Below are 16,675 nucleotides of genomic sequence, written 5' to 3'. Positions count from 1 at the left end.
GGCCGCGCGGGAGAATGCGGACCGAGGATGCCGGTGACCGGCGGCGGTCGCCTCTACGCGGTGCCCCCGGCGGGATCAGTACCAGCCCGTGCAGGCCGAGAAGTCGGAGCCGGAGTTCTTCGCGTAGCACCCGTGGGCCTGGATGTTGACGTCGTTCACCATGGACGTGTGGACGTCGCTCCCGTAGGCGACGTTCACGCTGTCGTACTGGCCCGCGGTGTTGCTGATGAAGGCCTCGGCGCCGACGTGGGTGTTGCTGATGCGGGTCCACGCGGCGCGACAGGTCGCGCTGTAGCGGAGCTCGACCAGCGTGCCGTCCGCGGCGCGCGCGCTCTTGGCGGTGATCGCGTCATTGCCGCAGCCGGTGGCCGAGGGGTCCTTGTGGTAGCACGAACTGCCGTAGCACGTCGCGTTCGTGGTGGCGTGGGCGGTGGGGGAGAATGCGAAGAGGGCGGTTGCGGACAGTGCGGCGGTGCCCAGGATGGCGGCGATCTTCTTCATCTGCGGCTCCTCGTGTGGAGAGCGGGGCGAAGGTTGGACGCGCATCGTGATCGATTCCCTGCTCCGGCGAACGGGTTCCGTGCTTCACAACTCCCGCTGCGGTCGGGCGAGTTGTGAGAATCGTAGAGAGGGCCGCCGGCGCGGCGGGTGAAGGGGGAGCCGATCTGGCGGGATCCCGCGCCGGTGGGGCCTGTTCCGGGCGCCGCCGTCATCCCGGCTCCGTAACGGATGGTGACGGATCGTCAGATGGGGGTCCGCTGCCCCGGCGGGACTTCGGCCCGCCTAAGGTGTCGGGTATGCCGCTCGTCGAGGTGACCCATGCGCCCACCGTGCCCGAGTCCCGTCTGCGCGAACTGGGCTCGGTGCTGCCGCATCTGGTGTCGCTGGCCGTCGAGTGCCCCGAGGAGCCGTACGACGGCGACCTGCAGCCCGGGGACGTCGAGATCCGCTTCCGGCAGCTGGGCCCGCTGGACCGCAGCGGCCTGGCGGTGGTGATCGAGATCAAGTCGAAGTGGTTCGCCAGCCGGGCGGCCGACCGGCAGGAGCGCGTGGACGCGCTCCACGCGAACATCAGCGCCGCGACCGGGCTGGTCGACTTCGGCGTCTACCTGTCCCTGCCGAGCGCCGCCTGGTCCCAGGGGGACTGAGCACCCACGCCGCCCCGGCGGCCCCGGTTGCCGTGGCACGGCGCGAGCCCGTGCTACGGCGCGGGAACCGGGCCTTGGAACGGCCCGCGGACCCCGGTGGGAGGCCAGAGCTCTCCCGAGGGGAGGTCCTGGCGAGCGCCGAGGAAGTAGTCCACCCCCTCCTCGAACAGCGCCGTCTCGACGACCGCCCGCAGCGGGCCCTGGGCCTCGACGGGGACCGGGTACACGCCGGCCATCATCCATTCGTCATCGCCGAGTTCGAACAGGCCCCTCACCTGCAGGAACTGCTCTCGCGTCAGCGTGACGGACGAGCAGAGCCATTCGTCGGGGCCGAATCCCTCCAGCTCCCACACGACGTTGCGGCCGTCCTCGAACGGATAGTCCTCACTCATCGGCCGATCGTACTGCGCGCCCGACCCGACCGGTCCGGGCGGATCCTCCCGCAGCGGACCGCCCGCCTCCCCACGCGACCGGCCGGTTCGCTTGCGCGTCGGTGACCGGGCGCGACGAAACGCCCCCGGCCGAAACGGCCGGGGGCGTTCTCGCCTACTCGACCGCGCGCAGTGCGTTGACGATGCCGAAGCCGTAGAAGCCGTTGACGCGCTTGCCGCCCGCACAGACCGCGTCCGCGGTCCCGCCCTCCGGCACGGCCGGGCACCCCGGGTTGTCCGCCTGGGCCTTGAGCAGCGCCTGCAACTGGGCCGGGGTCGCGTGCGGGTGGGCGGACTTCAGCAGCGCGGCCACGCCGGAGACGTGCGGAGTGGCCATGGACGTGCCCTGCTCGTAGCCGTACTGGCCGTTCGGCAGCGTCGACAGGACACCGCCGTGCCGGGACGGCGTGTCCGAGGCCTGGTACTGGTCGCCGCCCGGTGCCGCGACGTCGATCACGCCGAGGCCGTAGTTGGAGTAGGACGACTTCACGCCCTTGGCGCCGGTCGCGCTGACCGTGACGACGCCCGGCAGTTGGGCGGGCAGGTCCCAGCACCGGTGCGGGTCGACCGTCCGGTTCACCGGGGTGGAGTCGTTGGGGCTGCGACCGTCGGCGAAACCGTCGGAGTCCAGGTCGTGGTTGGCGTTGCCGGCCCCGGCGACGTTCAGGGTGCCCTTGCGCTGCGCGTAGAGCTGGGCGCGGTCGACGGCGTCGACGATGGCCTTCTGGTCGGGGTCGTCCAGGCAGTTGTACTGCCAAGGGTCCACGTAGTAGCTGTTGTTGGTGATCTGCACGCCGTGGTCGGCGGCGAACACGAAGGCGCAGACGACGCTCTCGGCGTAGATCAGCTGGCGCGGCGTGGGCTGGGAGACCGTGATGCCGGAGACCTTCACCCCGGGTGCCACGCCCGCGACGCCTATGCCGTTGCGGGCCGCGGCTATCGTGCCCGCCACGTGGGTGCCGTGGAAGTAGTCCGGGTCCGCCGGCCGCCAGGAGCCGTACGTGGTGTCGGCCTTGCCATCGGCGCAGTTCGCGGACTGCGACGGGGAGAAGTTCGCGGCGAGGTCCGGGTGGGTGTCGTCGACGCCGGTGTCTATCACGGCGACCGTGACGTCGGGGCTGCCCGGGTTGACCTCCGCGGCCCGGTCCGCGCCGATCGCCCGCAGGTCCCACTGCTCGGCTTCGAGGGGCTCGGCGCCCGGACTGCCGCCGTCGGACGCCTTCGCGGCGTTCGCGGCGGCCCCGGCCCCGGCTCCGGAGAGGTACCGCACCGCACCCCGGTCCGTCGTCCCCACCGCGCTCAGCGGCGCGGTCCGGGTGGCACCCGCGGACTGCACCCCGCGCACCGCGCGCATCCGCCTGCCGAAGTCGGGGTTCGCCGAGTGGGCGACGACGACGCCGATCGCGTCGTACGTGACGACGACGGTGCCGCCGGCCGCGGTGACGGCCCGCTGCACCTCGGCGATCGTGCGACGGTCGGTCCCGGTGTTGACGACGTACGCCTGGAGTCGCGCGTCCCCGGCCTGAACGGCGGCCCCGGCCAGGGGTGTTGCCGAGGCCGGTACGGCGAGGGATCCGAGCGAGGCGGTCAGCGACAGCGCGACCGGCACGGCCAGGCCGAGCCGCAGTAAGGAACGCAGTTGAGCCATGGGTTCTCCACATCATCCGGGTGGGGGACCGGCCGAGGACGGAGTGCCGGCCGGGCAGAGACAGGACGGGTGGTACAGGAGTGAAAGCTATCCCGCCGTTCACCAACCATCAATGATTCGGCGGCACTTCGGCGGTGACCTGACCACACCGGCGGCGCACCGGCACGGACGGCCGGGGGCCGCCGCCGCGGCCCGGCGCACGTCATCGGCACCGGCCCCCGCTCCGGCACCGGCCCCCGGCAGCCGCGCATCGGTGGGATGACCGATGCGCGGGCGGCGCAGGCGCGGCCATAGTCCTCCCAGGAGCGCCCGCGGACGGCCGCGGTGCGCCCGGTTCCCGAAAGGTCGTTCTGTGGACACGCACGCGGATCTGGTGTTTCTCGACGGGCAGGTGGTCACGGTCGACGCGGACTTCTCCGTCGCCTCGGCCCTGGCGGTGACCGGCGGGGTCATCAGCGCGGTCGGCCGGAGCGAGGACGTCGCACCGCTCATCGGGCCCCGCACCCGGGTCGTGGACCTGCGGGGGGCGACCCTGCTCCCCGGCATCAACGACTCCCACCTGCACGGATGCGCCTTCGGCATGGCCACGCCGCCGCTCTCCCTCGACCTCGGCCACCCCGCGGTGTCCTCGCTCGGGGACGTGGCCGAAGCGGTACGGGAGGCGGTCGGTCGGACCCCGGCCGGGCAGTGGATCACGGGGCACGGCTGGGACACCGGATACCTCGACGAGTGCCGCCTGGACCCGTCGCGCACACCCTCGCGGCGCGACCTCGACGCCGTGAGCCCGGACCACCCCGTCGTGCTGTACTCCTTCTCCGGACACGCCACCTGGGTCAACTCCAAGGCCCTGGAGCTCATCGGCATCGACCGGGGCACCGTCGCCCCGCCCGGCGGAGCCATCGTCGCGGACGAGACGGGGGAGCCCACCGGGCTGCTCCAGGAGGGGGCCCAGGCCCTCGTCCAGAACGCGCTGCCGCCGCTCAGCCGGCAGGAGCGGACCGACGCGATCAGGGCGACCCTCGCCACCCTCGCCCGGCTCGGCGTGACCAGCTACACCGAGCCCGGGCTCGGCCCCGGCGGCGAGGGCATCATGCGGGGCGCGCTCGGCGAGGAGACCCTCGACGTCTACCGCCGGCTGCTGGCCGACGGCGAACTGACCGCCCGCGTCGGCGTCCTGCTGCTGCCCACCGGCATGGCGAGCACCACCGCGGAGTTCGCCCGCGGCCTCGCGGACCTCGACGGACCCGGCGACACGGACCCGCGCCGCCTCGCCGTCCACGGGGTCAAGGTCTTCGCCGACGGCATCGTCCCCAACAAGACGGCCTGGATGCACGAGCCGTACGTCGGCGGCGGCTGCGGCTCCCTGTGCGTCGGCGGCGACACCGACACCGAGCGCACCTCCGGGATCGACGCCATGATCCGGCTCGCCCACACCGCCGGGCACCAGCTGGGCGTCCACGTCACCGGCGACCGGGCCATCGACACCGTCGCGGACGCCTTCGCCGCGGCCATGGCCGAGCACCCGCGGCCCGACGCCCGCCACTACGTCATCCACGGCGACTTCCTCACCGCGCACAGCATGGAGGTGCTGGCCGCGCACGGCTTCGGCGTCAACATGAACCCCACCATCAAGTGGACCGTCGCCGACATGGAGGAGGAACTCGTCGGCGCCGAACGGGCCGCCTACGCATGGCCGTACCGCGACGCCATCGACGCCGGCGTGCGGGTCGCGAGCGGATCCGACGCACCGGTCACCCACCCCGACTGGCGCCAGGGCCTGGCCACCATGATGCTGCGCGAGTCCAAGGCCGCCGGCCGGGTCAGCGGCCCGGAGCAGCGCATCGGCCTGGCCGAGGCGCTGCGCACCTACACGATCGACGCGGCCTGGCAGGACTTCGCCGACGACTGGAAGGGCTCCCTGGAGCCGGGCAAGGCCGCGGACCTGTGCGTGCTCGACGGCGACCTGCTCGCCGCCGACCCCCGGGACATCCCGACCATGCCCGTCGTCCTCACCGTCATGGACGGGCGGATCGTGCACGAGGTCCCCGCCCCGGGCGCGCGCGTTTGACGCGATCCGGGCACATGATCATTCTTGGACGGTGGCAGCGGAGCGGAGCGTGACGGAGATCCTGGACGCGGCCGTCGGCGTCCGCGAGGCCGCCAGGAGCGCCGTCGCCGGCACGGCCGGCCTCGACGCGGTCCTGGCGGCACTGTCGGGGGTGATGGAGTACGACCACGCCTCCCTGGCCCGGTGGGATCCGCAGCGCGGGTGCCACACCACCCTGGCCGGGAGCTACCCGGACGACGCCACCGCGTACATCGAGACCCGCCTGCACCGCGATCCGGTGTTCCCCGTGCTCCGCAGCCCGGCCCGGGGCGGCCTGTGGCTCGGGGACGTCCCCGGACGGCTCCTGGCGGCCTCCCCGGGCTTCCGGGAGGTGCTGCGCCCGCTCGGCGTCGAGGACGGCGTGGCCCAGTGCCTCTTCGCCGTCGACGGCCGGTACGTCGGGATGCTGAACGTGAGCACCCGCCGGCCGCGGTGCGCGCCCGAACCCGCCCGTGCGGTGGTCACCCTGCTCAGCGAGGCGCTCGCCGCGGCCGTCGCCCCCCACGCGGGCCCGCGGCCCGAGGAGGCCGCCGCGGTGGGCCCGGGCGCGGCCGGCCCGGGTGCCGCGACCCGGCCGGGAGGACTCTCGCCCCGGGAACTCCAGGTGCTGGCCGAACTGACGGCCGGTCGTACCAACCGGGAGATCGCCGAGCGGCTGTACGTCACGCCGCGCACCGTGGGGACCCACATCGAGCACATCCTCGCCAAGCTCGACCTCCCCAACCGCGCGGCCGCCGCCGCCCGGGCCGCCGCCTGGGGAATCGGCTGCCCCCGCTAGCCCGGCTGCCCCCGCTGACCCGGTCGAGGCGTGCTCACCTGATCAGAGCAGGCCGCCCGCCGTATCCGCGCCGTCGCCGAATCGAGGGCTTAGCGTGACGGTGTGCGCGCGTGGCAAAACCTGCTTTCGTGAGATCCACCTCGAAGGCTGATCCCCCTGGAGGTTCGATGAAGGGGACGGGCAGCACTTTCCTCGTAGCAGCGCTCGTGACCGTACTGTCGACTCTGTCCCCACCGGCGGCGCACGCCATCACCGGTGGCAATCCGGTCGCGAACGGTGATCTGGAGTTCGTGGCCGAGGTCCGCAATACCGCCATCGGCGGCCTCTGCACAGGTTCCCTGGTCCATCCCAGCTGGGTCCTCACCGCGGTGCACTGCTCAGTGCCGACCTCGGTCGGAGACATGACGGTGCGGGTCGGAAACAACGTGGCGGCCACGGGCGGTGAGCTCCGCAGACTCAAGCGGATCCTGCGGAACCCCGCCTACACGGGCGGGCACAACGACGTCGCCCTGCTCGAACTCAGTTCCCCGGTGACCGATGTGAAACCGGTTCAGCTGGCCACACCGGATCAGGCCTCCCTGTGGGACGGTGTGGCCGTAGGGCCGTTCACCCAGTTCGACCAAGGGACCGTCACCGGCTGGGGGCTGAACGCGGCCGGTGTCCTGCCCACTCGACTGCAGTTCGCCGTCACCTTCATCACCCCGCCGCAACCGGACAATCTCGGAATCAAGAGAATCATGGTCAGTCAGGGGCCGTGCCCGGGCGACAGCGGCGGCCCGCTGCTGGTGGCCCCGCCGGGCGGCGGTGACGTCGTGCAGGCAGGTGTCTTGAAGGGGGCCAGCTGCGGCGGTGCCGCCTCGTACAGCGAGGTGGGCGCCGGCGCCAACCGTGACTGGCTGCTGAGCCAGATGACCAAACTGCCCTACTCGCCGTTCGGGGTGGCGGACTGGGACCGCGACGGCCATCAGGACATCGTCGCCCGCAACGACGCCACCGGTGATCTGTGGCTGTACCCGGGTGAGAGCAGCCGTGGCTACAGCAGTGCTCAGCCGGTCAAGATCGGTAACGGCTGGCAGGGCTTCACCCCGTTCGGGGTGGCGGACTGGGACGGCGACGGCCATCAGGACATCGTCGTCCGCAACGACGCCACCGGTGATCTGTGGCTGTACCCGGGCGACGGCAGCCGTGGCTACAGCAGTGCTCAGCCGGTCAAGATCGGCAACGGCTGGCAGGGCTTCACCCCGTTCGGGGTGGCGGACTGGGACGGCGACGGCCATCAGGACATCGTCGCCCGCAACGACGCCACCGGTGCTCTGCTGCTGTACCCGGGCGACGGCAGCCGCGGCTACAGCAGCGCGAAACCAGTGGAAATCGGCAACAGCTGGCTGCCCTACTCGCCGTTCGGGCTGGCCGACTGGGACCACGACGGTCACCAGGACATCATCGCCCGGGACAACGACAGCGGGAAACTGTGGCTATACCCGGGTGAGAGCCTCCGCGGCTACAGCAGCGCCCAGCGCGTGGAGATCGGCAACGGCTGGGTGGGCTACTCGACGTTCGGGTTGGCGGACTGGGACAACGACGGCCATCAGGACATCGTCACCCGCGAGGACGCCAGCGGTGATCTGCGGCTGTACCCGGGGGAGAGCCTCCGCGGCTACAGCAGCGTGCCACCGGTCAAGATCGGCAACGGCTGGTAGGTACCCGGCCACGCCGCCCCGGGCCCCGGGACGACCTGGCGGACCTGCTCTTCACCCGCGACACCGTCCCGTTCCTCGGGCACCGACTGCCGGGTCTGGGCATGAACATCGTCCGGTACAGCGCCGGCGGGTCCGGGAGCAACACCATCGGCTCCCGGAAGATGGCGGTCCAGCTGGACGGGTTCAAGAAGATCGAGGGCTTCCAGCTCGACTGGAACTCCTCCGACCCGTCCTCGTCGAGCTTCGACTGGACCCTGGACGCCAAGCAGCGGGGCGTGCTCCAGCAGGCGAAGGCCCGCGGCGTGGACACCTTCGAGCTCTTCGCCAACTCGCCGATGTGGTGGATGCTCAAGAACGACAACCCGGAGGGCGCCGCCGACGGCCTGTGCAACCTCCAGGACGGCAACTTCGACCGCCACGCGGCCTACCTGGCGACGGTGGCCCGGTACGCGCACGACCACTGGGGCATCGACTTCGCCTCGGTCCAGCCGTTCAACGAGCCGGGCCTGAACTGGGGCAACAAGGCGGTGATGGACACCACCCAGGAAGGCTGCTTCTACACCCACGCCCAGCAGGCCGACCTCATCCGGCGGACCCGCGCCCACCTGGACGTCCGGGGCCTGACCGGAACACTGGTGGCGGGCCTCGACGAGAACGGCACCGCGCTGGCCCGCAACACCTGGACCAGCCCGGAGTTCGACGCCGCGACCAAGGCCGCCGTCGGCCGGGTCAACGTGCACGGCTACGACGAACTCGGCGGCGACCGGGTCGGGCTGTACGACGCCGTCGCCGCCGACGGCAAGCGGATCTGGAACTCGGAGTACGGCGACGGGTGGGCGCACGGCCTGGCCCTCGCCGAGAACCTGCACGCCGACCTGCGCCTGCTCCACCCGACGGCCTGGGTGGCCTGGCAGATCCTCGACTGGCACGGCTTCGGTGCGATCAACTTCGACAACGGGGCGCTGGTCGAGGTCAACCCCAAGTACTGGGTGCTCGCCCAGTACATGCGGCACATCCGCCCGGGAATGACGATCATGGACACCGGCCACAACAACGCGGTCGCGGCCTACGACGCCGCCAACCACAAGCTGGTCGTGGTCGCCTACCTCCGCGAGGACGCGCAGTGGCTGACGTTCGACCTGTCGGCGTTCTCACAGCCGGGCGTGCACGGCGCCCCGGTCAAGCGCTGGGTCACCGGCGTCGGCGCCGGTGACGGCCAGCGCTACCAGTACTACGCGGACACCGTGATGGACGGCGGTCGGTTCTGGTCCGACTGCGGTGCCTACAGCGTCCAGACCTTCGAGGTCTCCGACGTCCACCTGTAGCCGCTCGCGCCCCCGGCCGGGCCCGCCCCGGCCGGGGACCTCCCGAGACCGGCGAGGACACCTGAAGAACCTGCGCCGAGGACGGGAGCACCGCGCCGCGGGGCACCCCGGCGGGCCCACCGGCTCCGATGTACCACGGGGACGTCGTCCCCGGTGGGATGAAGCAGGTCGGTGACGGCCGTGCCAACTGCACCAGGCCCGCGAGGACGGCGCGTCCGCGGTCCTGCTCACCACCGCGCTGCTGCCGCGCGCCACCCTGGGCCGTCTGGTCGACCTCGGCCTGCGCCTGGGCCTGACGCCGTTCGTCGAGGTCACCACCGAGGCGACGCGATGAGCCGCTACGCGACCGAGCCCGCCACCGACCTCGCCTGAAGCCGACGCCCCGGCCCTGCACCAGCAGGCCTCCGCGTCGGCGATGCGGCCGCGCACCATCGCGTCCATGACCGCCACGTACCGCTGCGCGTGGCGGCCGCCGAGGAGGAAGGGGTTCGCGGCCGGGCGGGTCAGCCGAGGGCGCTGACGACGGTCTTCGTCGCCTGGGCGATCAGGGCGTCGTCGGAGGTGGCGCCCTCCTTCCCGCGGTCGGACAGGACGACGATCACGATCGGGCTGCGCCCGCCCGACGGCCACGCCACGGCGACGTCGTTGCGGGTGCCGTAGCCCGCGTTGCCGGTCTTGTCGCCGATCCTCCAGTCGGCGGGCACCCCCGCGCGGACGTACGGGCCGCCGGTCGTGTTGCCGACCAGCCAGTCCGTCAGCAGCCCGCGCCGGTCGGCGGCGAGGGCGTCGCCGAGCACGTAGCGGCGCAGGTCGGCGGCGAGGACGCGCGGCGTGCTGGTGTCGCGGGTGTCGCCCGGGGTCGCCTCGTTGAGGGTGGGTTCGGTGCGGTCGACGCTGGTGGTCGAGTCGCCCAGGTCGCGCAGGGACCGCTGGACGGCCGCCGGGCCGCCGAGCTCGGCGGTGACGAGGTTGGCCGCGGTGTTGTCGCTGTACTGGATGGAGGCGGCGGCCAGATCGCGCAGCTTCATGCCGGTCGCCACGTGCTGCGAGGTGATCGGTGCCCACGCCAGCACATCCTCCTGACGGTAGGGGACGACCTTGTCCAGGTCCGCGTCGGAGGCCTTCCGCAGCAGGGCCCCGGCGGCGAGCGACTTGATCGTGGACGCGAACGCGAACCGTTCGTCGGCCCGGTGGGTGATCTCCCGGCCGCTGCCGGTGTCCACCGCGAACACGCCGAGCCGGGCGCCGAACCGCTGCTCGAGTGCCGCGAAGGAGGCGTCCGCCGAGCCGGCCGCGGGCACGCTCGCCACGGTCGTGCCGGGGGCCGACGTGCCGGGGGCCGTCGCCGTCGAGGCGCTGCTCGCCCGGCCGCACCCGCCGATCAGCGCGGCCACGAGCAGGGCCACCGCGGGCAGCGCGGTGCGGGTGCGGCGGAGGTCGGGCGTCATCGGTGGTCTCCCAGGTGGTTCGTGTCGCCGAGGTCGTGTCGTCGAGGTCGCACCGTCACGGTCGGGCCCTCGCGGCGGGGTCCGCGCCGTCGCGGTCGCGCCGTCACGCTCAGCCAATCAGGCCGCCGACCCCCCAGTCCAAGACCGCAATCGTGAAGCGGGCGATAGGAAAACACCTATGATTGCTGGCCATGGACCTGCTGGGGCACCTCCGCCACTTCCGCGCCGTCGCCGAGGAACGGCACTTCGGCCGCGCCGCCGAGCGCCTGCGGATCGCCCAGCCCTCGCTCTCCCAGCGGATCCAGCGCCTCGAACGCGAACTCGGCGTGACCCTGTTCGACCGCGGCCCGCGCGGCGTCGACCTCACCCCGGCGGGCCGGCTGCTGCTCGTCGAAGCCGAGGAGACGCTGGACAGCGCCGCCCGCCTCCTCGCCACCGCCGCCGACCTGCGCAGCGGACGGGCCGGCACCCTGCGCGCGGCCGTCCCGCCCGAACTCGGGCCGGCCGCCCTGGCCGCGCTGCTCACCGGCTTCGAGACCGCCTCCCCGGGCACCCGGCTCGAACTGCGGGAACTGCCGGTCGCGGCCGTGGTGCGCGAACTCGCCCAGCACACCGTCGACGTCGCCGTCGTCCGCCACCCCTGCCCGGCCGACGGACTGGCCTTCGGCCCCGTCCTGCACCAGCCGCTCGGCGCCCTGCTCGCCGCCCGCGGTCCGCACGCCGACCGCCCGGAGCTCGCGGTGGCCGAACTGACCGGCCTGCGCCTGGTCCTCTTCCCCCGCGCCACGGCCCCGGCCCTGTACGACGAGGTCCTCACCACGCTGACCAGGCACGGCTGCACCCCCGGAGCCGTCGTCGACCCGCCGGGACCGGACGTCGTGGGCGCGCTCGTGCTCACCGGCAGCGCCATCGCCCTGGTACCGCGCACCACACCCCCACCGGGTACGGTCTGGCGTCCGCTCACCGGCACCCCGCTGGCCTGGCGGACCTCCACGGCCTGGCCGGCCGGGCGGGGCGGGCCCGCCGTCCGGCTGTTCGCCCAGGCCGCCCACGAGGCGCTGACCGGCCCCGGCGGCCTGCTGCCCCAGCCGCCCAACCGACCGCTCTACCCCCGGCCCGCAATGGAGTTCCCGCTATGACCAGCGACCGCACCGGCGCCGACCGCACCCCAGCCGACCGCACGGCCGCAGACCGCACCACAGGCGACCGCACCACAGCCGACCGGGCCCCGCACAGCCGCGCCGCGCGCACCCGCATCGCCGCGGCCTTCGCCGACGCGGGCGTCACCGGCTGGCTGCACGCGCGCGACCTCGACACCGGCGCCGAGATCGGCCTCGGCGCGGACACCGCCGTCAGCACCGCCAGCGTCCACAAGGTCTGCCTGCTCGTGACGCTGTACCGCGAGGCCGCCGCCGGACGGATCGACCTGACCCGGCAGGTCGACGTCCCCACCGCCGGCCGCACCCCCGGCGGGACCGGCCTCGCCGCCATGCTCGACACCGCCCGCCTCTCCCTGCGCGACCTCGCCTACCTCACCGCGGCCGTCAGCGACAACACCGCCGCCGACACCCTCTGGGACCAGATCGGCCTCGACACCGTCAACCGCACCATGGCCGACCTCGGCCTGAGCCGCACCGTCGCCGTCCACAAGCTCCGCGACCTCATCGCCGCCCTCGCCGAGGACACCGGCCCGGACTCCCCGGTCGACCCCGCCGTCGTCGCCCGCCTCAGGGTCCTCGACCCCGCCTTCACCAACCACAGCACCCCCCGCGACATGACCGCCCTGCTCGCCGCCCTCTGGCACGGCGACGCCTGCCCCGGCGACCACGGCGCCGCCCTGCGCCGCCTCCTCGGCCTCCAGGTCTGGCCGCACCGCCTGGCCTCCGGCTTCCCGTACGACGACGTCCGCGTCCACGGCAAGACCGGCACCCTCCCCACGCTGCGCCACGAGGTCGGCGTCGTCGAGTACCCCGACGGCGGCCGCTACGCCCTCGCCGTCTTCACCCGCGCCGCCGCCACGACCATCACCCTGCCCGCCGCCGACGCCGCCATCGGAACCACCGCCCGCCTCGCCGTCGACGCCCTCCGGGCACGGGCGGCAACCGGCACGACGAGCTGACCGCGGTCACCTCCGCGCCGGCCCCCCGTCCCCGCCGGGGCCCGTCCGGTCGGAGCCATCGACCCGGCGGCCGGTTCGTCCCGTGAAAGGATGTCGGTTTCACGACAGGGGGCGGGGTGGTCAGTGACGGGGCTGTTCCGTGCGCCCGTTCGCCGCGCTTCCGCGTCCGTACGAACATGAAGGAGACACTTCCCGTGGCCAGCCCGACCGAGACGCTGGAGTTCCAGGCGGAGACCCGCCAGCTGCTGCAGCTGGTGATCCACTCGATCTACTCGAACAAGGACATCTTCCTGCGCGAGCTGATCTCCAACGCCTCCGACGCCCTCGACAAGCTCCGCCTGGAATCCCTCACCGCCACCGACCTCGCGGTCGACACCTCCGACCTGCACATCACCCTGGAAGTCGACCAGCAGGCCCGCACCCTGACGGTGCGGGACAACGGCATCGGCATGACCCGCGAGGACGTCGTCGACCTGATCGGCACCATCGCCAAGTCCGGTACCGCCGGCCTGCTGGCCAAGATCAAGGAGGCCAAGGACGCGGACGCGGCGCAGAGCCTGATCGGCCAGTTCGGCGTCGGCTTCTACTCGGCGTTCATGGTCGCCGACAAGGTCACCCTGCACACCCGCCGCGCCGGCACCGAGCAGGGCACCGCGTGGGAGTCCGACGGCGAGGGCACCTACACCATCGCGCAGGCCGAGGGCCTGCCGGTGGGCACCTCGGTCACGCTGCACCTCAAGCCGGCGGACGGCGAGGACGGGCTCGGCGACTACCTCGCGGCGTGGAAGATCCGCCAGATCGTCAAGCAGTACTCGGACTTCATCCGCTGGCCCATCCGCATGGCCGCCGAACCCGTCGGCACGGACGCCGACTCCGGTGTGGTGGACGGCGCGGTGGACGAGGCGGCGGACGAGGCCGTCGGCGCGCCGGAGACGCTGAACTCGATGAAGGCGCTGTGGGCCCGCCCGCGCAGCGAGGTGACCGAGGCCGAGTACCACGACTTCTACCAGCAGATCAGCCACGACTGGCAGGCCCCGGCCGAGACCATCCACATGCGCGCCGAGGGCACCTTCGAGTACGAGGCGCTGCTGTTCATCCCCGCCCAGGCCCCGTTCGACCTGTTCTCCCGTGACACCAAGCGGGGCGTGCAGCTGTACGTCAAGCGCGTGTTCATCATGGACGACTGCGACGCGCTCATGCCGAACTACCTGCGCTTCGTCAAGGGCGTCGTCGACGCCCACGACCTGTCGCTGAACGTCTCCCGCGAGATCCTGCAGCACGACCGCCAGATCACCGCGGTCCGCCGGCGACTCGTCAAGAAGGTCCTCGCCGCCTTCAAGGGCATGCGGGCCGCGAACGCCGAGGCCTACGCGAAGTCGTGGGAGCAGTTCGGCCGGGTGATCAAGGAGGGCCTGCTCGAGGACCACGACAACACCGACGCGCTGCTGGACCTGGTCTCGGCCGCCTCCACCCACGACGCGCAGAAGGAGACCACGCTGCGCGAGTACGTGGCGCGGATGAAGGACGGCCAGGACACCATCTACTACCTGACCGGCGAGAACCGCCAGATGGTGGAGAACTCCCCGCACATGGAGGCCTTCACCGCCAAGGGCTACGAGGTCCTGATCCTCACCGACCCCGTCGACGAGGTCTGGACCGACCAGGTCCCCGCCTTCGAGGGCCACCGCTTCCAGTCCATCGCCAAGGGCCAGGTCGACCTCGACGGCGACGGCGACGCCGACGGCGGTGAGGAGGCGAAGGCGGAGAAGGCCCAGCGCGAACAGGACTTCGCCGCCCTTCTCGGGTGGCTGCAGACCACCCTGGCCGAGCAGGTCAAGCAGGTTCGCCTCTCCACCCGGCTCACCACCTCGGCCGCGTGCCTGGTCGGCGACGCCCACGACCTGACCCCCACCCTGGAGAAGATGTACCGGGCCATGGGCCAGGACCTCCCGGCGGTGAAGCGGATCCTCGAGCTCAACCCGACCCATCCCCTCGTCACCGCCCTGCACCAGGCCCACCGGGCGAAGCCCGACGACCCGTCGCTCGTCGACATCGCCGAGCTCGTCCACGGCAGCGCCCTGCTCGCCGAGGGCGGTGACCTGAGCGACCCGGCCCGCTTCACCCGGCTCCTGACCGACCGCCTCACCCACAGCCTGTAACCCCCCCGGGGGGTGCGGCCCGCCGAGGCCGGAAGTGCCCGGCGGGCCGCACCGCGCGGGAGCGGCCCGGGGCCGCTCCCGTCGGTCCCCGCTACTTTTGCCAGCCGATGGTCTCGGGCAGCGGGCTGTAGAAGATGGTGGCGCCGACGTTGGCCAGGCCCTTGCGGATGCCGTAGGTGGAGGGGCCGCTGTAGAGCGGCAGGAAGGCGTACTGCTGGAGGGCCTTCTGCTCGACCTTGTTGACGGCCGCGATCTGCCGGCCGAGGTCGGCGATCTCCCCGGTGGCGCGGATCTCCTGGTCCAGCTCGGGGGTGCCGGACCCGGTGATGTTGGAGTCACGGTCCGAGCAGTAGAAGTCGCACAGGTAGCGCGCGCCGAAGGGGTCCGTCGAGCGGTTGCCGGAGATGAACAGGTCGAAGCGGCGGTCGCTGAGCACCTTGGAGAAGTCGTTCTCGGAGACCTTGTTGACGTCCACCTTCACGCCGACGGCCTTGAGCATCGCGGTGAACGCCCCGGCGGTGGCCTTCTCGATGGGGTCGTCGCCGAGCAGGGTGTAGCCGAGTTCGAGCTGCTTGCCGTCCTTGGTGCGGATGCCGTCGGCCCCGGGCTTCCAGCCGGCCGCGTCCAGGGTCTTCCGCGCCTCCTCCGGGTCGTACTTCAGCACGGCGGCGACGTTGTCCTGGTAACCCTGCTGGAAGCTGTAGAGCACCGCCGAGCCGGGCAGCGGCTCGGTGTAGTCGAGGCCCTGGAAGCGGATCTTCGCTATCTGCGTGCGGTCGATGCTCTCCTGCACCGCCTTGCGGACCTGGATGTCGCCGAGGAGGGGTGACTTGGTGTTGAGGTACAGCGAGTACTCGAAGGGACTGCCGCCGCGGCGGACCTCGGCGTCCTTGACCGTCTTCACCTGCTTGAGGCTCTCCGCGGCCACGGCGGAGGTGTAGTCGAGTTCGCCGTTCTTGAAGGCGTTGATCGAGGCGGCGCTCTCCAGGTTGACGTAGACGCGCTTGTCGAGCTTGCCCGTCCGGCCCCACCAGGTGGGGTTGCGCACGAAGGTGATGTTGCCGGAGTGGGCGTCCCAGGTGCCCACGGTGTACGGTCCGGTGCCCCACTCGGGGTGGGCCGTCTTGACGTACGCCTTGTTGAAGTTGTCGACGGTGGCGGCCTGGGGGTGCAGGAAGGTGGTGAACAGCGCGGACCAGGAGGCGTTGACGCCCTTGAAGGTGATGACCGCCTGCTTGTCGTCCGCACCCGGGGTGACGGAGGTGATGCGGTCGTAGCCGTCGGTGGAGGAGGCCGCGTACTCCTTGTCCGAGCCGTTGTTGGCCTTCCAGGTGGCCTCGATGGCCCGCCAGTCGATCGGGGTGCCGTCGTTGAACACGGCCTTGGGGTTGAGGGTGATGACGACCTTCTGGTCGCCGCCCTCGACCGAGACCTTCACGTCGCTGTAGTAGTCCGGGTTGTACTGCACCTCGCCGGTGGGCGAGTAGGTGATGGCGTCGGCGTTGTACCAGGACCAGATCCGCAGGGCGTTCAGGGTGCCGTTGACGTTGAAGGGGTTGCCCTGCTCGTCGAAGGTCCCCGCGGTGGTGTAGGTGCCGCCGTCCTTGATGTTCTCGTACGGCTGGGGGTTGTAGTCGGTGACCGAGGACGCGACCTGGGCGGCGTTCCTGGCGTCCTGCCCGGGGGAGCCGCCGGAGGAGCCGCCGGATGGGGACGGGGAGGAGCACGCGGTGGCGGCGACCGAGACGGCCGCGGCGAGCGCGAGGGGCAGGGCGAGCTTGCGACGCATGGGATGTCCTTGGCGGGAATCGG

The 16,675-nt window shown here is 72.2% G+C and carries 13 protein-coding genes; 8 read left to right on the top strand and 5 right to left on the bottom strand.

Annotated elements, in window-relative coordinates; translation table 11 throughout:
* Positions 1-75: 75 nt before the first annotated feature.
* Entirely contained in the window at positions 76-501 is a 426-nt protein-coding gene (locus ACFWP2_RS29950) for a DUF2690 domain-containing protein (protein WP_380457155.1), read from the bottom strand.
* Positions 502-797: 296 nt separating this feature from the next.
* On the opposite strand from ACFWP2_RS29950, the gene ACFWP2_RS29945 reads away from it, so the two are divergent.
* Positions 798-1,148 carry a hypothetical protein gene (locus ACFWP2_RS29945; protein ID WP_380457153.1) on the top strand — a complete coding sequence of 117 codons (351 nt, stop codon included), beginning with the start codon at positions 798-800 and terminating at the stop codon, positions 1,146-1,148.
* A 53-nt stretch (positions 1,149-1,201) separates the two neighbouring features.
* Here ACFWP2_RS29945 and ACFWP2_RS29940 read toward each other — a convergent pair whose 3' ends face one another.
* Together ACFWP2_RS29940 and ACFWP2_RS29935 are read right to left on the bottom strand one after the other, a co-directional pair.
* Entirely contained in the window at positions 1,202-1,540 is a 339-nt protein-coding gene (locus ACFWP2_RS29940; RefSeq protein ID WP_380457151.1) for a hypothetical protein, read from the bottom strand.
* A gap of 154 nt (positions 1,541-1,694) precedes the next feature.
* On the bottom strand, positions 1,695-3,227 hold the full coding sequence (locus tag ACFWP2_RS29935) for a S8 family serine peptidase (RefSeq protein ID WP_380457149.1): 1,533 nt from the start codon (positions 3,225-3,227) through the stop codon (positions 1,695-1,697).
* Between the two features lie 352 nt (positions 3,228-3,579).
* Here ACFWP2_RS29935 and ACFWP2_RS29930 point away from each other — a divergent pair, with 352 nt between their 5' ends.
* The 4 genes from ACFWP2_RS29930 to ACFWP2_RS29915 all read left to right on the top strand — a co-directional run bounded on the left by ACFWP2_RS29930 (position 3,580) and on the right by ACFWP2_RS29915 (position 9,137).
* Positions 3,580-5,295 carry an amidohydrolase gene (locus tag ACFWP2_RS29930; protein ID WP_380457147.1) on the top strand — a complete coding sequence of 572 codons (1,716 nt, stop codon included), beginning with the start codon at positions 3,580-3,582 and terminating at the stop codon, positions 5,293-5,295.
* 49 nt (positions 5,296-5,344) lie between these two features.
* The gene (locus ACFWP2_RS29925) at positions 5,345-6,112 is read left to right on the top strand and encodes a response regulator transcription factor (protein ID WP_380457145.1); all 768 of its coding nucleotides are present in this window, start codon (positions 5,345-5,347) and stop codon (positions 6,110-6,112) included.
* Positions 6,113-6,318: 206 nt separating this feature from the next.
* Complete coding sequence (locus tag ACFWP2_RS29920) at positions 6,319-7,812, top strand: FG-GAP-like repeat-containing protein (protein ID WP_380457143.1); 1,494 nt, start codon at positions 6,319-6,321, stop codon at positions 7,810-7,812.
* On the top strand, positions 7,806-9,137 hold the full coding sequence (locus tag ACFWP2_RS29915) for a glycoside hydrolase (RefSeq protein WP_380457209.1): 1,332 nt from the start codon (positions 7,806-7,808) through the stop codon (positions 9,135-9,137). The genes ACFWP2_RS29920 and ACFWP2_RS29915 overlap by 7 nt, the downstream gene beginning before the upstream one ends.
* 503 nt (positions 9,138-9,640) lie before the next feature.
* On the opposite strand, the gene bla is transcribed toward ACFWP2_RS29915, so the two are convergent.
* On the bottom strand, positions 9,641-10,585 hold the full coding sequence (gene bla, locus ACFWP2_RS29910) for a class A beta-lactamase (RefSeq protein ID WP_380457141.1): 945 nt from the start codon (positions 10,583-10,585) through the stop codon (positions 9,641-9,643).
* Between the two features lie 191 nt (positions 10,586-10,776).
* Between bla and ACFWP2_RS29905 the strand changes: the two genes are divergently transcribed.
* The 3 genes from ACFWP2_RS29905 to htpG all read left to right on the top strand — a co-directional run bounded on the left by ACFWP2_RS29905 (position 10,777) and on the right by htpG (position 14,863).
* Positions 10,777-11,724 carry a LysR family transcriptional regulator gene (locus ACFWP2_RS29905; RefSeq protein ID WP_380457139.1) on the top strand — a complete coding sequence of 316 codons (948 nt, stop codon included), beginning with the start codon at positions 10,777-10,779 and terminating at the stop codon, positions 11,722-11,724.
* Positions 11,721-12,704, top strand: coding sequence for a serine hydrolase (locus tag ACFWP2_RS29900; protein WP_380457136.1), 984 nt, complete (start codon positions 11,721-11,723; stop codon positions 12,702-12,704). Before ACFWP2_RS29905 ends, ACFWP2_RS29900 begins: the two co-directional genes overlap by 4 nt.
* A 194-nt stretch (positions 12,705-12,898) precedes the next feature.
* Positions 12,899-14,863 (top strand): molecular chaperone HtpG, encoded by a 1,965-nt coding sequence (htpG, locus tag ACFWP2_RS29895; RefSeq protein ID WP_380457134.1) that lies wholly within the window; start codon positions 12,899-12,901, stop codon positions 14,861-14,863.
* 91 nt (positions 14,864-14,954) lie between these two features.
* Here the strand turns inward: htpG and ACFWP2_RS29890 are convergent, their stop codons facing one another.
* Positions 14,955-16,652, bottom strand: a complete 1,698-nt coding sequence (locus ACFWP2_RS29890; protein WP_380457131.1) for an ABC transporter family substrate-binding protein — start codon at positions 16,650-16,652, stop codon at positions 14,955-14,957.
* Between the last annotated feature and the right edge of the window lie 23 nt (positions 16,653-16,675).

The organism is Kitasatospora sp. NPDC058444, from assembly GCF_042721415.1.
In the GTDB taxonomy this organism is placed as follows: Bacteria; Actinomycetota; Actinomycetes; order Streptomycetales; family Streptomycetaceae; genus Kitasatospora.
Note: the sequence above shows the minus strand (reverse complement) of the source record. Positions and strands in the feature narration are given on the sequence as shown.

Excerpts from the sequence above, each read along its gene's own strand:
- ACFWP2_RS29950 (WP_380457155.1), bottom strand. The coding sequence starts at position 501 with ATGAAGAAGATCGCCGCCATCCTGGGCACCGCCGCACTGTCCGCAACC.
- ACFWP2_RS29945 (WP_380457153.1), top strand. The coding sequence starts at position 798 with ATGCCGCTCGTCGAGGTGACCCATGCGCCCACCGTGCCCGAGTCCCGT.
- ACFWP2_RS29940 (WP_380457151.1), bottom strand. The coding sequence starts at position 1,540 with ATGAGTGAGGACTATCCGTTCGAGGACGGCCGCAACGTCGTGTGGGAG.
- ACFWP2_RS29935 (WP_380457149.1), bottom strand. The coding sequence starts at position 3,227 with ATGGCTCAACTGCGTTCCTTACTGCGGCTCGGCCTGGCCGTGCCGGTC.
- bla (WP_380457141.1), bottom strand. The coding sequence starts at position 10,585 with ATGACGCCCGACCTCCGCCGCACCCGCACCGCGCTGCCCGCGGTGGCC.
- ACFWP2_RS29905 (WP_380457139.1), top strand. The coding sequence starts at position 10,777 with ATGGACCTGCTGGGGCACCTCCGCCACTTCCGCGCCGTCGCCGAGGAA.
- ACFWP2_RS29900 (WP_380457136.1), top strand. The coding sequence starts at position 11,721 with ATGACCAGCGACCGCACCGGCGCCGACCGCACCCCAGCCGACCGCACG.
- ACFWP2_RS29890 (WP_380457131.1), bottom strand. The coding sequence starts at position 16,652 with ATGCGTCGCAAGCTCGCCCTGCCCCTCGCGCTCGCCGCGGCCGTCTCG.